Genomic DNA, 17,130 nt, shown 5'->3' with positions numbered 1-17,130 from the left:
ATCGGGCAGTGGCAATTACCCGGGAGTAACATCATCCCGGGAGGCAACACGAGAAACTACGAGTGGATCACCATGCGAAAACTCACCCCCGCCGGCCAGCAATTGATCGAAGAAGTAGCGCAGCGACATGGGTTCGGCACGGATGCCGTGATGAGCATGCTGGAGTCTGTAATTCGCGGTAACGGCAGCATGGCCCAGTTCGATCACGCTGAATTTGGTGGCTCCGGCCAGTGGATGCAGGGGGGAATGACCATGGTCTCCGACATGTTCAACCACTACCTGAAGGGCCGGGTCGACGGGCTCTGTTCTGAGCTTTCCCGCCTGGTGGCAAACCAGCCCGACCTGATTCGCAGCGGCAGCTTCCAGTCGCAGAACCAGGGTACCCACCAGCAGGGCAACCACGGCGGCGGCCAGCAACAACAGCAGAGCGCTGGCTACGGTGGCAGCAACCAGCAGCAGACTGCAGCCGGACCAGTCGGACCGGTGAGTCTGTTCGTTCCGCCTGCGCCCGGCACCTCGGGCGACTGGTGGCCCGCCGATCTGGGGCGGCCCAACACAACCGGGGCGCAGAACGACGTCCGCTATGCCTACTTCGCACCGCCCCGGCGCCTGGCGATCGAAGTGAACGGCAAGGTGACGGTCTACGATACGCTCGATCACCAGATCAGCGGCTTCTCGCAGCAGCAGTCCCGCGGCGCGTCCCTCACATTCGCGAGCCAGCACGGCCTGGTTGCTGTCGCCAGCCTGCCGGTTGTTTCGTTGGGCGAGGTTCCGCAGCCGGTGTCGCCGCTGATGCAGGAGGAGCCCGTCAGCACTCAGTCGGTCGCCCGCGAGGCAGACGTGTTCGCCACCATAGAGAAGCTCGCCGCACTGCACGCGAAGGGGATTCTCAGCGATGAGGAGTTCGCCGCCAAGAAGGCGGAGCTACTGAGCCGTTTGTGAGCGTCCCGTCATCGCGCAGCGCAACGGGGCACGATTTCGATAGGTAGCGAATGGCGGCTGACCTGTGATGGGCGCGAGTTTTTGACGTCTGCAGCCCCGAATGCCTTTGAAGACGCCTGAAGCGCGACTTGTACGCTGGAAACATCCATGGGCTTTCGTGGAGACAACCCGAGTGCCAGCCACGGTACAGTGGCCACCAAAGGCAACAGCAGTTGGCCGAAGCGCGCCCCAACGTCCAGCCAGCTGGTTTCATACAGCCGCATGTGGGGGGATTCCTGGCCTGAGGGGGGAACATGGACCAGTCAAGGCATGCGCTGCTTGAATATCACGAACGCAGCAAGCACCGCGTCAACTTCTACGCGCCTGGTCCCGGGACGCTCGACTGGACAACCCAGCCGGATCCGTTCCGGGTGTTTCACGGCACACCGCGCGTAGGTCTGCCGTTAGCCGCGGACACACTGGCTACACGCTACAACGCGTTGCGCTGTGGTGCCCTGCCGCCCGCGCGCGCATTCGATCTAACCAGTCTGGCAATCCTGTTCGAACTCTCGCTCGGCCTGTCGGCGTGGAAATCCTATGGCGCCCAGCGGTGGGCACTGCGCTGCAACCCTTCGAGCGGAAACCTGCATCCGACCGAGAGCTATCTTCTGTGTCCGGCTCTGCCCGGCTTGTCCGCCGGGGTCTACCACTACCTGAGCCGGGACCATGCGCTTGAACATCGCGCCGCAGTGGACGATCTGCGATGGACGGAGGCGTTTTCGGACAGCGGTGTCCTGGTCGGCATAAGCTCGATCCACTGGCGCGAAGCGTGGAAATACGGTATGCGAGCCTGGCGCTACTGCCAGCACGATTGCGGCCATGTCATCGCTGCGCTGAGTTACGCAGCGACTGCGCTCGGCTGGCAGACGCGGCTGGTGGAGGCGGCTGCCGATGATGAATTGTCCGACTTGCTTGGATCGGACCGTAGCAAAGATTTCGTGGACGCCGAAGCAGAGGCGCCGGACGTTTTGCTCTGGATCGGCAATCCTGAATGGCGGCCTGATCTTGAGCGCATGCTGACCGCTTTGGATAAGGCACGGTGGTACGGACGCGCGAATCAGCTGAGCTCGGGACACGTAAAGTGGCCGGATATCGATTCGATCCATCGCGCCACGCACAAGGCCCGGACTCCCGAACCGACTTCGCCGAATCCGGAACTGCGTCCGTCGCCCGCGAAGCCCGCCCTTGATCTCCGCTTTGCCCAGATCGCCCGGCAGCGTCGCAGCGCGGTGAATTTCGATGGTACGACGCGTATCGCCAGCGCAGCTTTTTTCAGCATGCTGGGGTGCCTGTTGCCACGTCGCGACACGCCGCCGTGGAATGCGCTGATATCTCCTGCGGCAGTGCACGCGGCGCTATTTGTACACCGCGTCGACGGCCTGGAGCCGGGTCTGTATATGCTCGTGAGAAATCCCGGAGCGCTGCCGGCTCTCAGGCAGTCTCTGCGTCCAGAATGGCTGTGGAAGAAGACCGGGCCGGACTATCTGCCGCTCTATTTTCTACTGCCTTACGATTTGCGCGCCGTGGCAAAGTTGATCTGCTGCCACCAGGATATCGCCGCCGACGCCTGCTTTGCGCTGGGAATGATTGCGAGATTCGAAATCGCCCTGAAGCAACCATGGCGTTATCGCCACCTCTTCTGGGAATGCGGCATTCTCGGCCAGGTTCTGTATCTCGAAGCCGAAGCCGCCGGAGTGCGTGCCACGGGGGTTGGTTGCTTTTTTGACGACGAAATGCACACACTGCTCGGAGTGAAGGATCACGCCTGGCAGAGCTTGTATCACTTCACAGTCGGTGGCGCGGTGGACGATCCACGCCTCTCTGCATTCCCGCCGTATGAGGTTCAGCCCTGAAGCGAGCGTCCCACGTTCCGCCCCTGGCGAGACGGCATTCGCCAGGATCAACCGGCGACTGAATGTTTCTTACGCGATCCTCATCTTTTTTATTAACGCCAACCCGGTCCCGCAGTGACCGCCGCAGGTCGCCCTCAACGGCAGTTCGCTACCCCGCATATGAATCTGCAGATCGCACGGCTTGGCGGCCGCCCATACGGTCCGTTCGGCTTAACGTTCTCGGCAATCGCAGGCGGCAGTATCACGATTGGTTCCTTCCATATTCGTCAGCATCCCCATACATCGGTTCCCCCGTCTCCGTACGGATTCACCGGCGACATAGAAAGGCGCGGATGTACTAGAAAATAGCTTGCCGTAGAGACTTGCGACTTTCCACGCGACCTATGCTTTGACAGTGTGACTTCGTCAGAACGATCGAGACATCCACACCATCGCCGAAGTTTGCTGACGGAGATGAAAAATTGCTATTGCGTCGGCGCGAAACTTGAAGATATGCGAAATCATCGATACCCAGCTTTTTGGGCTTGAGGGCCACAGCGTTTTCCTTGACAGGGATAAATCCCGCGAAGGTTGCGGCCGACTTGCCATCTTGACGGGTGAACCTATCCAGCACGGGAGGAGATCGTGAAACGTGATATGAATCTGGCACATGCGATACTGATTGCTCTTGAGAAAGGCAAGTCCCCGCACCTCAGCGAATTCGACATTGAGAGCGCGCTCAAGAATACGTTCGATGTTTCGAACCGAGGCGTGTGGTACCACCTGAACCTGCTGGCCGACGCAAACCTCGTGTGCTCGATGGGGACCGATTGGCGGCTAAGCTGGGATGGCCACGAGTATTTGAAGTCCGCGGGCCCGAGTGCCTTTGAGGACACTTAGAGGTCTGGCCTGCGCGCCAGGGAAATCTCGTCGGTTCTCGCGGAGACAATACGGATCTGAAGGCCAAAGATGACAATGCATCGGACTCGCCCGATGCGTGAAGAACCAAAATCGAATGACGACGACCTGGCGTTTCCATCGGGCCGGATAGGCGTTCAGGAATCACTGTACATCCTGCAGGAAAGGTATACAGTGGTCTTTGTTGCAGCGCGGCATTAACAATGCCGCGTCACTCCGACCTGCAGATCATTAGCGACACACTCGCCTCCGAAATCCCTTGGACGTACGTGCCGGGTCGATCAGGAGCATTCATTGAACACCACTGCTGTTGAGCAATCCGCCGACTTTGGCCTGCGTACTTTGCCGGGAATTTTCGGCTTGCAGAACGAAGCATTTGAGCGACTGCAAAAACTGACTCATCTCAATCTCGCAGCACTAAAGGCGATGCTGGAAGAAGGACAAGCCGCGCTGTCGCCGCAGCAGTCAGGACTGCCGCCCGCCTTTGGTGCGGTCGCCTTGTCTCAGCGATTTGTCGAGCACACTTTGTCGTATTCCACGCATGTCCGTGAAATCGATTCACAGTTCATGGCCGCAGTGACACGCGCGGGCGAGGACCTGCGTAACCAGTACAACACCCTCTGGCCGCAGGTTGCAGCCAACTTTGGCCAGATCTCCCCTTTTGGCTCTGACGCGGCCACTACCGCGATGCAGTCTGCAATCGGCGGGATGATGCGAGCCCAGGGAATGATGCAGGAAACCATCAGCCAGGCGGCCGGCACCCGGACGCCGGGCACCCCGGTACCTGACATCGCGTAAGCAATAGCGTTGCGCGGCTCAAGCGCAACACCAAAACGACGTCCTGCACAAGCAGGTCGTTGGGCGGTCTCACCGCCTGATGAAGAAGCCGGCAAGACGCCGGCGTCTTTTTATTCGGTCACGATTTGGCTTGCTTTGCCACGACGGATGACACCGCTCGCGCTCGACGGACGCCAGGCACCAGACCGGACTTGCGATATGTCGTGTCGCATCGTCCCCGCTGTGGGGCGATGCCGACCGCCTGTTGGCGGAATCCGTTTTTATTACTATAGGAGTGCATAGTGATTGATGACCAGGTGAATGCGGAAGAACTGGCGGAAAGCAGAAGACTGAGAGAAGCCGCGGAGAATGCGACGGATGACGGCATGCGGGTGGGCCCGGAAGACAAAGAGCGAGACGCGGAAGGGAACCAATACGGATCGCAGAAGCAATGGGTTCGGCTCGCAAGGAAGCGGCTTTATGCGGTCTTCAATGCCAGTGATTCATAAAAAAACATTGCTCCGCTTAAAAATGGGCGGAGCTGGAACGATTGTGACAGACATGCATCTTGCGTGGTGCGCATCAGGTGTGAAGCCGATTCCGCGAAGCGCCCTTGCTATCCATCACGTGTACTGACGCAGGCACACCGAGAATTCTCTGAGCGGATTGATACCGCTATGCTCGGCGCGACGACACCATTCCTGTAGCTGTGATCGCAATTGCTCGCGCGACCTGTTCGACCGCTCCCAGATTGCCAACAGGCCATCGTGCAGGTCCAGGTAGATACGCAGCGTCTGGCTACCGTCGTACATCTCAGCCAATCGCTGCTGACGTCGATGGCTGTGTGCGCCGGCGCAGGCGCCGCCAAACCATTTTTTTACTCCCCGTTTGAGCAGAAAGCGTTCACATAGACCAATGTGTCTCATATGATCGAGTTCCTGCCGGTACGCGCGTTCGACCGTCCGGGCATAGCGCGCCATCACCTCATAGCGGTTGCGGAGGATGGCTTGAACCGTATCGTCATCGAGCACCGTCTTGCTCTTGACCAGGTGCGGCGTCGGCGCCACTTTCTTCACCTTTGCCATTCCCAGCGAAGAAAGGATGCAGATGTACATCCATCCAATATCGAATTCGAACCATTTATTCGAGAATCTGGCAGACGTTGCATAGGTGTGGTGGTTGTTGTGAAATTCCTCGCCGCCTATCAGGATGCCCAATGGAACTACGTTCGTACTCGCATCGGGCGAAGCGAAGTTGCGGTAGCCCAGAAAATGTCCAACGCCGTTAACCACACCGCCTGCCCAGAACGGGATCCAGATCATCTGGACGGCCCAGACCGAGACACCGACGAAGCCGAACAACGCTACGTCGATCACCATGAGCAAACTGATGCCGAGATTCGGATACTTCGAATAGACGTTGCGCTCCATCCAGTCGTTCGGCGTGCCGTGGCCGAATTTCCGTAGCGTTTCTTCGTTCTTCGCTTCGGCGCGGTACAGTTCTGCGCCGCCCAGCAATACCGTCCAGATGCCACGGACTTGAGGGCTGTGTGGATCCTCATCGGTCTCGCACCTCGCGTGGTGCTTGCGGTGGACGGCAGCCCACGTTCCCGTCACCATGCCTGTTGTCATCCACAACCAGAAACGGAAGAAATGGCTGGCAACCGGATGCAACTCAAGCGCCCGGTGTGCCTGGCAACGGTGCAGGTAGACCGTCACGCTGACGATCGTGACGTGCGTCAGCAGCAGAGTCGTGAGCAGGATTTGCCACCACAGCAGCGAAAGCAGGCCGTGTGAGAAAAACGTCAATGAGGAAGTAAGCAAATGGACCTTCTGTTTGAAGCAACATTGACAGCGGACACCCGCTCCCGCGGATTGAACTGTCCGGGAACGCAATGGCTCGACAACGACACCTATGGAGAATGTGCGCGCACCTGTGCCGGACGTCGGTACGGTGCCGTACCTGCCTGTGAGCGCCGCAGCCCGCGACGAGACGGACGCCGTACGGGATGACCGGTGCTTTCGCCAGCTTCAACGCCTTGAGGCGAATGTTGCACGCGCGGCTTCGCCGCTGCATCTAAACCCACGACTGGGTTTTGAATGGAGATCCGCTAAAGAGCCGCCGCTTTACGTGGCCGGCTCACGCGAGTTGACCTCGACATCGACTGCCAAACGCAGTGAAATGGACAGCCTGTGTACGCCAGCATCGAGCGGTACACGCACACCTTCAGCACCGCAATCGACGCTCCTGCCGTCAAGAACGGCATGCATCGTGCGGGCCTCTGAGGTGGACTCCACGCGGATCTCATAGCGCGTCGAGCGTATGTTGACCGTTGCTTCAAAGCCCGGCCACGCGTCGGGAATACACGGGTCAACCACCAGAAAATCCCCTTCCCTGCGAATCCCCAGAATGCCTTCGACGCCCGCCCGGTACATCCATCCCGCCGACCCCGTATACCAGGTCCAACCGCCGCGCCCAACATGAGGCGCCACGGAATAGACATCGGCCGCGACGACGTAGGGCTCGACCTTGTAGCGCTCAACCTCGGTTGGCGTGCGCGCATGATTGACGGGATTCAAAAGCGAAAACAGCTCTGTGGCCCTGTTACCGTCGCCCAGTTTCACAAATGCGAGAATTGCCCACATGGCGGCATGACTATATTGGCCGCCGTTCTCGCGCAGCCCCGGCGGATAGCCCCTGATATAACCCGGGTCCTGCGACGTTTTATCGAATGGTGGCGTGAACAGCAACGCGATTCCGTCCTCGGGCCGGATAAGATGTTTCTCCAGCGAAGCCATCGCCTGTGCGGCGCGTATCGGATCCGCCGCCTCTGACAAGACAGCCCACGACTGGGTAATCGAATCGATCCTGCACTCTACGTCGCTATTCGAGCCGAGCCAGCTGCCGTCGTCGAACGTCGCACGACGGTACCACTCGCCGTCCCAGGCCTCACGCTCAAGCGCATCGCGCACCGACGTCGCATGGCCGCGCCAGCGCGCGACACGCTGCGCATCGCGCGATTCGGCCAACGGTGCGAACAGCTCGATCGTGCGCAGGAACAGCCAGCCGAGCCACACACTCTCTCCCTTGCCGTTTGCGCCGACGCGGTTCATCCCGTCATTCCAGTCCCCCGTGCCGATTAGCGGTAAGCCATGTTCCCCCGTCAATTCGATGCACTGATCGAGACCGCGCGCACAATGCTCAAACAGCGATGCGGATTTTTCCGCGATCATGGGCTGGAAGAATGCATCGTGTTCGTCGGGTTGCAGCAGCGGCCCGTCGAGGAACGGCACGATCTCGTCGAGAACCGCGTCATCGCTCGTGCAGCCGATGTACGTCGCGACCGCGTATGCGAGCCACACGCGATCATCGGAGACCCGGGTGCGCACTCCCTGCCCGGAATGCGGCAGCCACCAATGCTGGACGTCTCCCTCGCCGAATTGCCTCGACGCGGCGCGCAGCAGGTGCCGCCGCGTTTCGTCGGGCCGCACGTGCGTCAGCGCCATAGTGTCCTGCAACTGATCACGGAACCCGTAAGCGCCGCTCGCCTGATAGAAGGCCGCGCGTGCCTCGACACGGCACGCAAGCGTCTGGTACAACAGCCAGCCGTTCAGCATCAGATCCATGGCCCGGTCGGGCGTCTTCACCTGAACGGCGCCGAGCACGCTGCGCCAGTGGTGTGTCACCTCGGCGAGTACGGCATCGAGATTCGCACTGCGATAGCGTTCGATCAGTGCCCGTGCATCATCGACGGATGCGCATTGGCCGACGAATGCAACCATCTCAATGACCTCGCCCGCGTCCAGATCGACGAAAGTCTGCAAAGCCGCGCACGGATCGAGCCCCGCGCCCATCGCGCCGGATAACGGGACATGGCCGGTCAGCGCCGCGGGCGCGGCGGCTTCGCCGTTACGCCCGAGGAATTCGGTGCGATCAGCTGTCCACGCTGTTTGCCGGCCGCCGAGGTCGGCGAACGCGACGCGCGTGCCGAACGCAATATTCCATGGATTGCGGGCGAGTATCGCGCCCGTAACCGGGTCGATCTCCGTCACGATGAACGGCGCCGACGCGCCTCGCGACGTGCCGAGCACCCATTCGGTCCACGCCGTCACAGAGAGCCGGCGTGCGACGCCCGACAGATTGCGCAACGTCAGACGGGAAATCTTCAGCGGGTCGGCAAGCGGTACGTACTGCAGCAGCTCGATTGCGATACCGTTCGCGCTGTGTTCGAAACGGCTGTAGCCGTGGCCATGACGCGCGACGTATATTCCGCCGTCGCGGATCGGCAGCGCGGTGGGCGTCCAGATATCGCCCGTCGCTTCATCCCGCACGTAAAGGGCTTCAGTGGCGGGGTCTTCGACGGGATCGTTCGACCATGATGTGAGCTGGTTCTCACGACTGCTTTCAGCCCACGTATAGCCGCTGCCTTCCGCCGCGACCTGAAAGCCGAAACGGGGATTGGCAATCACGTTGATCCACGGCGCAGGCGTGGCGGCGCCCGCCCCCAGCACGATCACGTATTCAGAACCGTTTTTATCGAAGCCGCCCAGGCCGTTGAAAAATTCCAGTCCGGCTGTCACTGAAGGCGGCACGTCAGACTGATCCGGAGGCGCTGGCCACAGCGACAGAAGCGACGGCTTCCTCCGGCGCGGTGACGACGGCTGCCCTACCGTTTTCAACAGCGTCCCGACCTGTGCGGCAATCGACCCTCGGCGTGCGATCAGCGCCACGCGCGCGACCGATTGCAGGAGCGTCCTCGACTCCACGCTCATCAGATCCGCACGCAACGTATAGATCGCCCCCTGCGCGAGTTCATCGTCGAAACGCGGACGTGACTGGCTGCTGCGCACGGCCGTTTCGATCGCCTCCTGCAATGCCTGAATGTATGACGAGGCCCGCTCGTTGACGATCACGAGGTCGACGGCCAGCCGCTTCATCCGCCAGTATTCGTGCGCCTTCAACAACTGCCGGACCTGCGCGATATCTTCGAGGTCGCCGATACGGAGCAGCACGATCGGCAAGTCGCCCGAAATCCCCAGCGGCCACAAGCCCGCCTGCGTGCCGCCTCCGCGAACGATTGCGTCCGGCTGTGCCCTGAAGCGCGCGTCGGCATAGACAATCGGCGCGGCGAGCCGCTGGAAGTCCGCCGCCTGCTCCGCCTCGATGCCCAGATAACGCAATTGCACCTGAGCCTGCGTCCAAGCGAGCGTCTTGGCACGGTCGAATGCATTGCGGTCGTGGTGCTGATCGATGAGATCGAGCAACTGCGCGCGTGAGGTGGCCACCATCGTCCAGAACGTGACACGCGCAATCTTGCCCGGCGGCACCAGCAGACGATACCGAAGCGCAAAGACAGGATCGAGCACCGTTCCCGTCGTATTGGAGAGCGCCTGATCGTCAACTATCGAGGTAGCCGTGCGCGTATTGCGCCCCCTGCCCAGAAAGCGCATGCGATCCGTTTCGTATTGCGGTTCGGCGACTATCTCACCCTCGACAACCGCGAAATGAGCGGCCCAGATCTGCGGATCGTCATGTGAACGCGGACGACGCGTCGCCACCAGCGCCCCGAATTCGGCAAGATGCTCGGTCTGCACGAACATGCGCGAAAAAGCGGGATGCGCGATATCTGCAGCCTGCGCGCCCAATGCGAGTTCGGCATACGAAGTCAGCTCGATATCCCGAACGCTGCGCCCGCTGTTTGCGAGCGAGACACGACGGACTTCGCCGTCCGCCTCACCCGATACGAGGACATCCATGCTGGTCGTGAGAGATCCGTCGTCACGGGTAAACTCAGCGCGATCTTCACCGAACACGACGCCGCTCGTTTCGGGTTCGCCAGCGAGCGGCCGTGCACTGGCGGACCACACCCGTCCACTGGACATGTCGCGCAGGAAAATGAACGTCCCCCAGTTGTCACGCGTCGCGTCTTCGCGCCAGCGCGTGATAGCCACGTCACGCCAGCGGCTGTAGCCGGCGCCTGTCGCCGTCAGCATCACGGCGTACCTTCCATTCGACAGCAGATGTGTAATCGGCGCTCCGCCAGCGGACGCGGGCTCCATGACGCGACGTACCGTCGACGGCGCGGTCCCTGCTTCGGCGGCCGACGTGCTCACCTCTTCGGCACGCGGATGCGCCACCGCGACGTTGCGCGGCATGCGCTCCTGCAATAGCAGTTCGCTCGCCTGGATCATCGGTTCACGATGAAAGCGTGTACGCATCACCCCATCGAGCAAGGTGTTTGCAATTGCAACGATCGTCATGCCCTGGTGATGAGCCATGAAGCCGCGGACAAGCGCGAAGCTCTGCCCTTCGGCCAGACGCGCGCGGGTGAAATCGAGCGCTTCGTAGTACCCGTAGCGGCCCAGTGCGCCCAGCGCGGCGAGTCGCACGTAGTTTTCGCGGGCGGCCTGCGGCGCAACCATCGTCGCCAGTCCCGTTGCGTAGGGTGCGATTACCCGGTTTTCGGACAGTCCGCGTTTGAGGCCGAGGCCAGGCACGCCAAAGCTCGAGTACTGGTAAGTGAATTCGATGTCGCGAGCTTCGTAAGCAGATTCCGAGACGCCCCATGGAATGCCAAGCGATCGTCCATACGATCTCTGCCGCTCCACCACCAGCCGGTTCGTCTGTTCCAGCAGACTGCCGACGGGTTCGCGCGCCACCAGCGACGGCATCAGGTACTCGAACATCGACCCCGACCATGAAATCAGCGCGGATGCATTGCCGATTGGTGTGGCCGAACGCCCGAGGCGGAACCAGTGACGCGTGGTCACATCGCCCTTCGCGATTGCAAACAGACTGGCAAGCCTGGCTTCGGACGCGAGCAGATCGTAGCAATTCGCGTCGAGGCTGTTATCCGACTGCGAGTAACCAATCGACAACAGCTTACGTTCCGGATCGAGCAGAAATGTGAAGTCCATACCGAGCGCAAGTGCACGCGAGGCGTCGGCTAGCGAGGTCAACCGTGCTTGCAGAAGATACGGCACAGTGGCGAGTTGCCGCACGTCGCGGCTGTGTTCGAAAATGCTTCGCCGCAAGGCTTCGATCCAGAACGTCAGGTCTGCACTACTATCGTCGCCATCGGCGGGCACGATGGCGCGCGTCGCCTCCGCTGCCTTTTTCGCCAGCCGCGCCAGCGACCCCGAAAGCGCGCGATACGTCTGCGGACCGCGCAGTTGTGCATGGATTTCTTCGAGGGTCGCGGCAAGCTGTCTGCCACGCTCTCCGTTGGCAGCAGGCAGCGCGGCCACAGCCTCGAGCGCCAGTTGCAGGTTATCGAGTATCCCGGATCGGACAGAGGGTGCGAGCGCTGTTTGCACCCATTCTTCGCACGCGTTGGCGAGTACGATCAAATGCCCGGCGAGATTGCCGCTATCGACCGATGAAACGTACGCAGGGGCCAACGCCCGCAGGTCCTGTGTGCCATACCAGTTATAGAAATGGCCCTTGAAGCGCGGGAGCTTTTCAAGCGAAGCAAACGCGGCCTCCAGTCGTTCGACGGTTTCAATCGTCCCCGCCCAGCCGAAATCGCGCGCGGCGACTGCCGACAGCAAATACAACCCTAGATTGGTTGGCGAAGTGCGGTGCGCGACGACGGGCTTCGGATCTTCCTGGAAATTGTCCGGCGGCAGCATGTTTTCTGCGGGCGTGACAAAGGTTTCGAAGAAACGCCACGTGCGGCGCGCGATCAGGCGCAAATCGCGGGCGTCTGAGTCCGACATCGCGAGACGCTGCCCGACCGTCGGCGAGCGGCTTGCCCACATCGCAAGCGCTGGCGCGGCCAGCCATAACAACGTGAACGGCAAAACGAGCGGCCACCGCGAGGGCGAGAATGCAAGCGTACCGATAGACAGCGCAAGCCCAAGCGCGGTGCCGCCCGCCATCTGCCGATAAAAGCCGTGCAGATCAAGACGAGGGCTGCCCTTGGACTGCGCCGCCGTCGTCCATTCGAGTAACCGTCGATGCGTGACGTACAGCCGCACAAGCGTCCGGACGATCGCATCGCCCATGCGCCACGCGTGGTCGACAAGGAACGCGACCGAAAGAAAGGTTTGCCATGTCGCGAGCCGCAGGTCGCCGCCCAGCACGTCGAGGTGATTACGCAGCCGGATACCGGTATGCCTCGGCACGATCGCCAATAGGGGCGGCAAGAAAGCGGGAATGGCGAGCGTGGCGAACATCAGCAACGCGCCCGCTATGCCGGCGCGAATCGGCATCAACCAGCACAGGCCGAGCGTGGCAACCATGAGCGGTGCCAGCAGCGAGCGCCGCAGATTGTCGAGCATCTTGAAGCGACCGACCACCGGCATGGCAAGGCGGTCATGGCCTCGATGCCCAACGATCCACGGCAGCAACTGCCAGTCGCCACGGGTCCACCGATGTTGACGTTTGGCCGTAACGTCATAACGCGACGGCACTTCCTCCACAACCTCGATATCCGATGCCAGCCCGGAGCGCGCGAAAACCCCCTCGAACAGATCGTGACTGAGCAGCGTATTTTCAGGCACGCGGCCATGCAATGCTGCTTCGAATGCATCCACGTCGTAGATGCCTTTCCCTGTAAAGGAACCCTCGCCGAACAGGTCCTGATAGACGTCGGAGACGGCTGCCGCATACGGGTCCATCCCGCCGGGACCGGAGAAGACACGCTGATACAGTGAACCTTCCTCGCCGACGGGCAGCGAAGGCGTGACGCGAGGCTGAAGAATCGCATAGCCGTTGACGACGCGTTGTTCGACGGCACTGAAGGTTGGCCGGTTCAGCGGATGCGCCATCTTGCCTATCATCCGCAACGCGGCGTCTCGGGGCAGACGCGTATCGGCATCGAGCGTGATGACGTAGCGCACGTCGGATGGTACTTGCGGTGGGCGCCCGGCAATAGGGACGAAAGTTGTATCCGTCGCGCCACGCAACAACCGGTTGAGTTCGTGCAGCTTGCCGCGCTTGCGCTCCCAGCCCATCCATTTGTTCTCGCTCCTGTTGAATACGCGGCGGCGGTGCAGCAGCAGAAAACGGTTGCCACCTGGAGCTGGCTCATAACGGCGGTTCAATGCTTCGATCGCGTCTGCAGCAACGGCGAGCAAATGCGCATCACCGTCTCGCACTTCCTGGTCGGCATCGATGCCGTCAACCAGTAGCGCGAATGACAAATCTCCACCGGCTCCCGCGAGGTGATGCACTTCGAGGCGTTCGATCTGCTCGCGCAGGTCGGCTTCATTGCTCAGGAGCGAGGGCACCGCGACCAACGTCCGCAGCCCCGACGGCACACCTGCGGTCAGTTCGAGTCCCGGTAACATGACCGCGCCGAAACTCCACGTCACCGCGCGGTTGACAAGCGCGGTTGCGATCTCGGTGAAGGGCAGGAATGCACACAGGGCAAACAACACGACTAGCCACGCGTCGAGATGGCGCGGCGACTGACTCCAGAGCACCCACGACGCCAGCGCGAGCAACGTCGCGGCCAACGTCAGGATCATGCCGACATAGCCACCCATGCCGAGGCCGACATTGAACCGGGTAATGCGCAGCCGCAGGGGCGCGTGGAATCCGATTGCCTGCTCCAACGTTCGCCGACCTTCCGCAATCAGGTGGTAGCCGGGGTCGCTGGCACGTCCTGTGTGCCCGGCATCGCCCGCCTCCGCCACCGCTGCTTGCGCCGAGTGAAGCGCGAGATCGACGATTTCGAGTTCGGTGGCGGCCGAGCCGCGCGCCAGTTGCTCGATCGCACTGCGGTACAGATTGCGCGTCGGGAAGTCCATCGCGCCGAAGGAACTTCCTGCGCGCAGTCGTGCATCGACGAGACTTACACTCTCGAACAGTTCTGTCCAGTCGATATCAGACATCAGGCGCATGCTGGTGATCACATTGCGCACGGTGACATTCGACGCACCCTGCCGCTGCTGTGCATGCTGCACGACTTCATCGACCGACACACCCTGAAGCCTGAGCCGCTCCTCCAGCCACCCAAGCGCGGGCATCGTGCGCGGATCCTGATCGCGCAACCGTTTGGCGAGCTGTGCGGCGAACAGCTCCGATAACATCCCCGAGGAGCGCGTAGAGATATCCGCTTCCAGCGCCGTGCGGGCATTTCCCGTTTGCAGCAGGCGGCTGGTGAGCGCATCGGCGTCATCGCGTGCGCGCCGACCTGCCGTAATCTGATCAGCGAGTCGCCGCAGGTTCTCGATCAGGACGACGCGCAGTGTGATGGCCACCGCCCACAGTTCGCCGATCGTGAGTGGCTGAACACGCTGGTATGCGTCGATGAAACGTCGCAGCACACGCGGGTCGAAGTGGCTGTCTGTATGCGCAACGAACGCCCATGCCAAACCGAATACGCGTGGATAGCCGGCGAACGGCCCCGCAGCCAGCTTAGGCAACTGACGATAGTAACCAGGCGGCAGGTCGTCGCGAATCTCACGGATCTGCTGCTCGACAACGTGATAGTTGTCGAGCAGCCATTCAGCAGCGGGCACCACGCTCCCGCCATGTTCCAACTCTGCGGCGCTCGCACGGTAGGCCGCGAGCAGGACGGCAGCGTTGTCGTTGAGGCGGGTGTGCAACGATCGCACGGCAGGTGGCCTGTTCGTCACCGACTGTGCGGCGGCGAGGCTCTGCGCATGCTGCTCGAGGCGTTCGACGCTGAACAGTTCGTCGCGCACGGGCGACGTGTCCGTCCACGGCGGCGAGCAGGATCGAAATCGTGCGACATACTGAAGGAACGTGTTCACGGGGGTACTTCCTGCAACATCGGTGAATGCGACGCACTGGGGGGATTCCCGTCGGCGCGATACCTTTGAAGGGCAAACCGCATACCACGGTGACGTGGTCACATGGCTCACCCAGTCGACACAAGGTCGCTTTTATCCGTTTCAACGGGATCAAGCCCGACGTGTGTCAACGGAAGTCGTGCTTCCTCGCGTGCATGCATACACACAAACGGCCCAACGGAGAGCCGGACGCGTCATTCATTTGCCGGACCCGTTTTGCGTCGGTTCGCAAGCCGCGACGGCAGTACATCAGGAATGTGTCAATACGCGCGGAAAGCTTCGATTTATTGATCTTCCCGTCATCGGTACTGACACCGCACGTCTGGCCGACGTACACGCCGAATAAACAGGCGTTCCTGTGTAGCTGCATGATCTCCTGCGCCGTACTCCCGACTACCTGTAACACGAACGGCTTGCGTCAGCCAGACAGTTTTGATATGCCTCATGGCAATCCTGGGTGCACCTTCTCTGTTGGTCGGCTACGATATCAGTCCCGTTCCCTCGCCCCATGGGAGTGCATTGGCATCGCGCCAACGTTGAATTACAAATGCTGCTCTGAACGGATACACAGCGTTGATCAACACCCGCAAATACGTTCGAAGAATGCAACGCCAGGACAACGACCATTGAGCCAACGACCTGGATGCGCATACGTCGCTCCCCGCTCAGGATTAACCGATGCCTGACTCTCGAGCACTTCAGCCTGCGGATTGTTGCGCCGTCTCCGCAAGTTCGCGCAATCTGCAAAGGCCTTTGTCATCGCCTGCTGGACGAAAGCCAACTCTTCGGCAATCGAGACGCAAGACGCCTGTGGACACGGTGCGCGCGACTGAGCCCGACGTCGGTACGGTGCCGTACGGGCATGCACCTGCGTCGACGTGCGACGCATGAAGAAGCCGGTCATGAGGACCACGGCGTCACCCACATTGAACCGTGTCCGCCCCTTTTGCCCGAGAATCCCCAGAAACACGGCACGATGCAGCGTTTGACGCGCCCGAATATAATCTGAACGAGCGCGCCTGCGCCGCCGCAGGTTGCGGAGAGCGCGGCTGCGACACCGTCGCGGGGGTTTCCGCAGGAGGTCGAGGAGTGGTACATGGCAAACGTGGATCCTGCAAGGAAAAATCATCTGCTCGCCGTTTTGCAAGAAACGGAGTGGGCACGGCTGTCATCTCATCTGGTGCGCGTCGATATGCCCTTGGGGCAGGTCGTATACGAATCCGGTGATCGCCTCGATCACCTCTATTTCCCGACGACTTCGATCGTCTCATTGCTCTACGTAATGGAAGACGGCGCGTCTGCGGAAATTGCGATCGTCGGCAATGAGGGGCTCATTGGTATTGCACTATTCATGGGTGGCGAGACAACGCCGAGCCGGGCGATCGTGCAAAGCGCCGGCGAGGCGTACCGGCTTGATGCGCGGATTCTGAAAGAAGAGTTCCGCCGTGCCGGCCCGGTTCAGCGGCTGCTGCTGCGTTACACCCAGGCGCTCATCACCCAGATGGCACAGACAGCCGTGTGCAACCGTCATCATTCGATCGATCAGCAACTCTGTCGCTGGCTTCTGCTCAGCATAGATCGCCTGCCGTCCAACGAACTGAAGATGACCCAGGAACTGATCGCCAATATGCTGGGCGTGCGGCGTTCCGGTGTCACTGAAGCGGCGTTGAAACTGCAGGATGCGGGGCTGATCCGCTACAGCCACGGGCATATTGAAGTTCTGGATCGCCCCCGACTGGAAGCACGCGTATGTGAGTGCTACAGCGTGGTGAGACGCGAATTCGACCGCCTGTTACCCGATCTGAAAGCCATATAGAAATTACGCCGTGTCGGCCCGCAAAACGCTCCCTGGATCTCGA

General features: G+C 61.1%; 8 protein-coding genes. 6 read left to right on the top strand and 2 right to left on the bottom strand.

All coding sequences use genetic code 11. The annotated features are described in order from the left end of the window. The first annotated feature begins 72 nt into the window (after positions 1-72). The 5 genes from C2L64_RS34595 (at position 73) to C2L64_RS34575 (ending at position 5,017) form a co-directional block, all read left to right on the top strand. The gene (locus tag C2L64_RS34595) at positions 73-942 is read left to right on the top strand and encodes an SHOCT domain-containing protein (protein WP_007584526.1); all 870 of its coding nucleotides are present in this window, start codon (positions 73-75) and stop codon (positions 940-942) included. Between the two features lie 293 nt (positions 943-1,235). Beyond that, a complete protein-coding gene (locus C2L64_RS34590) occupies positions 1,236-2,834 on the top strand; it encodes a SagB/ThcOx family dehydrogenase (RefSeq protein ID WP_007584525.1) in 1,599 nt (532 codons plus the stop codon). A gap of 624 nt (positions 2,835-3,458) precedes the next feature. Beyond that, positions 3,459-3,713 carry a DUF2513 domain-containing protein gene (locus C2L64_RS34585; protein WP_007738315.1) on the top strand — a complete coding sequence of 85 codons (255 nt, stop codon included), beginning with the start codon at positions 3,459-3,461 and terminating at the stop codon, positions 3,711-3,713. A gap of 312 nt (positions 3,714-4,025) precedes the next feature. Then, positions 4,026-4,529 carry a phasin family protein gene (locus C2L64_RS34580; protein ID WP_007584520.1) on the top strand — a complete coding sequence of 168 codons (504 nt, stop codon included), beginning with the start codon at positions 4,026-4,028 and terminating at the stop codon, positions 4,527-4,529. 281 nt (positions 4,530-4,810) lie between these two features. Further along, a complete protein-coding gene (locus C2L64_RS34575; protein ID WP_007584519.1) occupies positions 4,811-5,017 on the top strand; it encodes a hypothetical protein in 207 nt (68 codons plus the stop codon). A gap of 114 nt (positions 5,018-5,131) precedes the next feature. Here C2L64_RS34575 and C2L64_RS34570 read toward each other — a convergent pair whose 3' ends face one another. Further along, entirely contained in the window at positions 5,132-6,316 is a 1,185-nt protein-coding gene (locus C2L64_RS34570) for a DesA family fatty acid desaturase (protein WP_420798463.1), read from the bottom strand. A gap of 318 nt (positions 6,317-6,634) precedes the next feature. Continuing rightward, positions 6,635-15,232 carry a GH36-type glycosyl hydrolase domain-containing protein gene (locus C2L64_RS34565; protein WP_007584515.1) on the bottom strand — a complete coding sequence of 2,866 codons (8,598 nt, stop codon included), beginning with the start codon at positions 15,230-15,232 and terminating at the stop codon, positions 6,635-6,637. Positions 15,233-16,367: 1,135 nt separating this feature from the next. On the opposite strand from C2L64_RS34565, the gene C2L64_RS34555 reads away from it, so the two are divergent. After that, a complete protein-coding gene (locus C2L64_RS34555) occupies positions 16,368-17,087 on the top strand; it encodes a Crp/Fnr family transcriptional regulator (protein ID WP_007584511.1) in 720 nt (239 codons plus the stop codon). Positions 17,088-17,130: the final 43 nt, after the last annotated feature.

This window comes from Paraburkholderia hospita (genome assembly GCF_002902965.1).
Taxonomy (GTDB): Bacteria; Pseudomonadota; Gammaproteobacteria; order Burkholderiales; family Burkholderiaceae; genus Paraburkholderia; species Paraburkholderia hospita.
The sequence above is the reverse complement of the archived record's forward strand: the minus strand, read 5'-3'. Positions and strand labels throughout refer to the sequence as shown.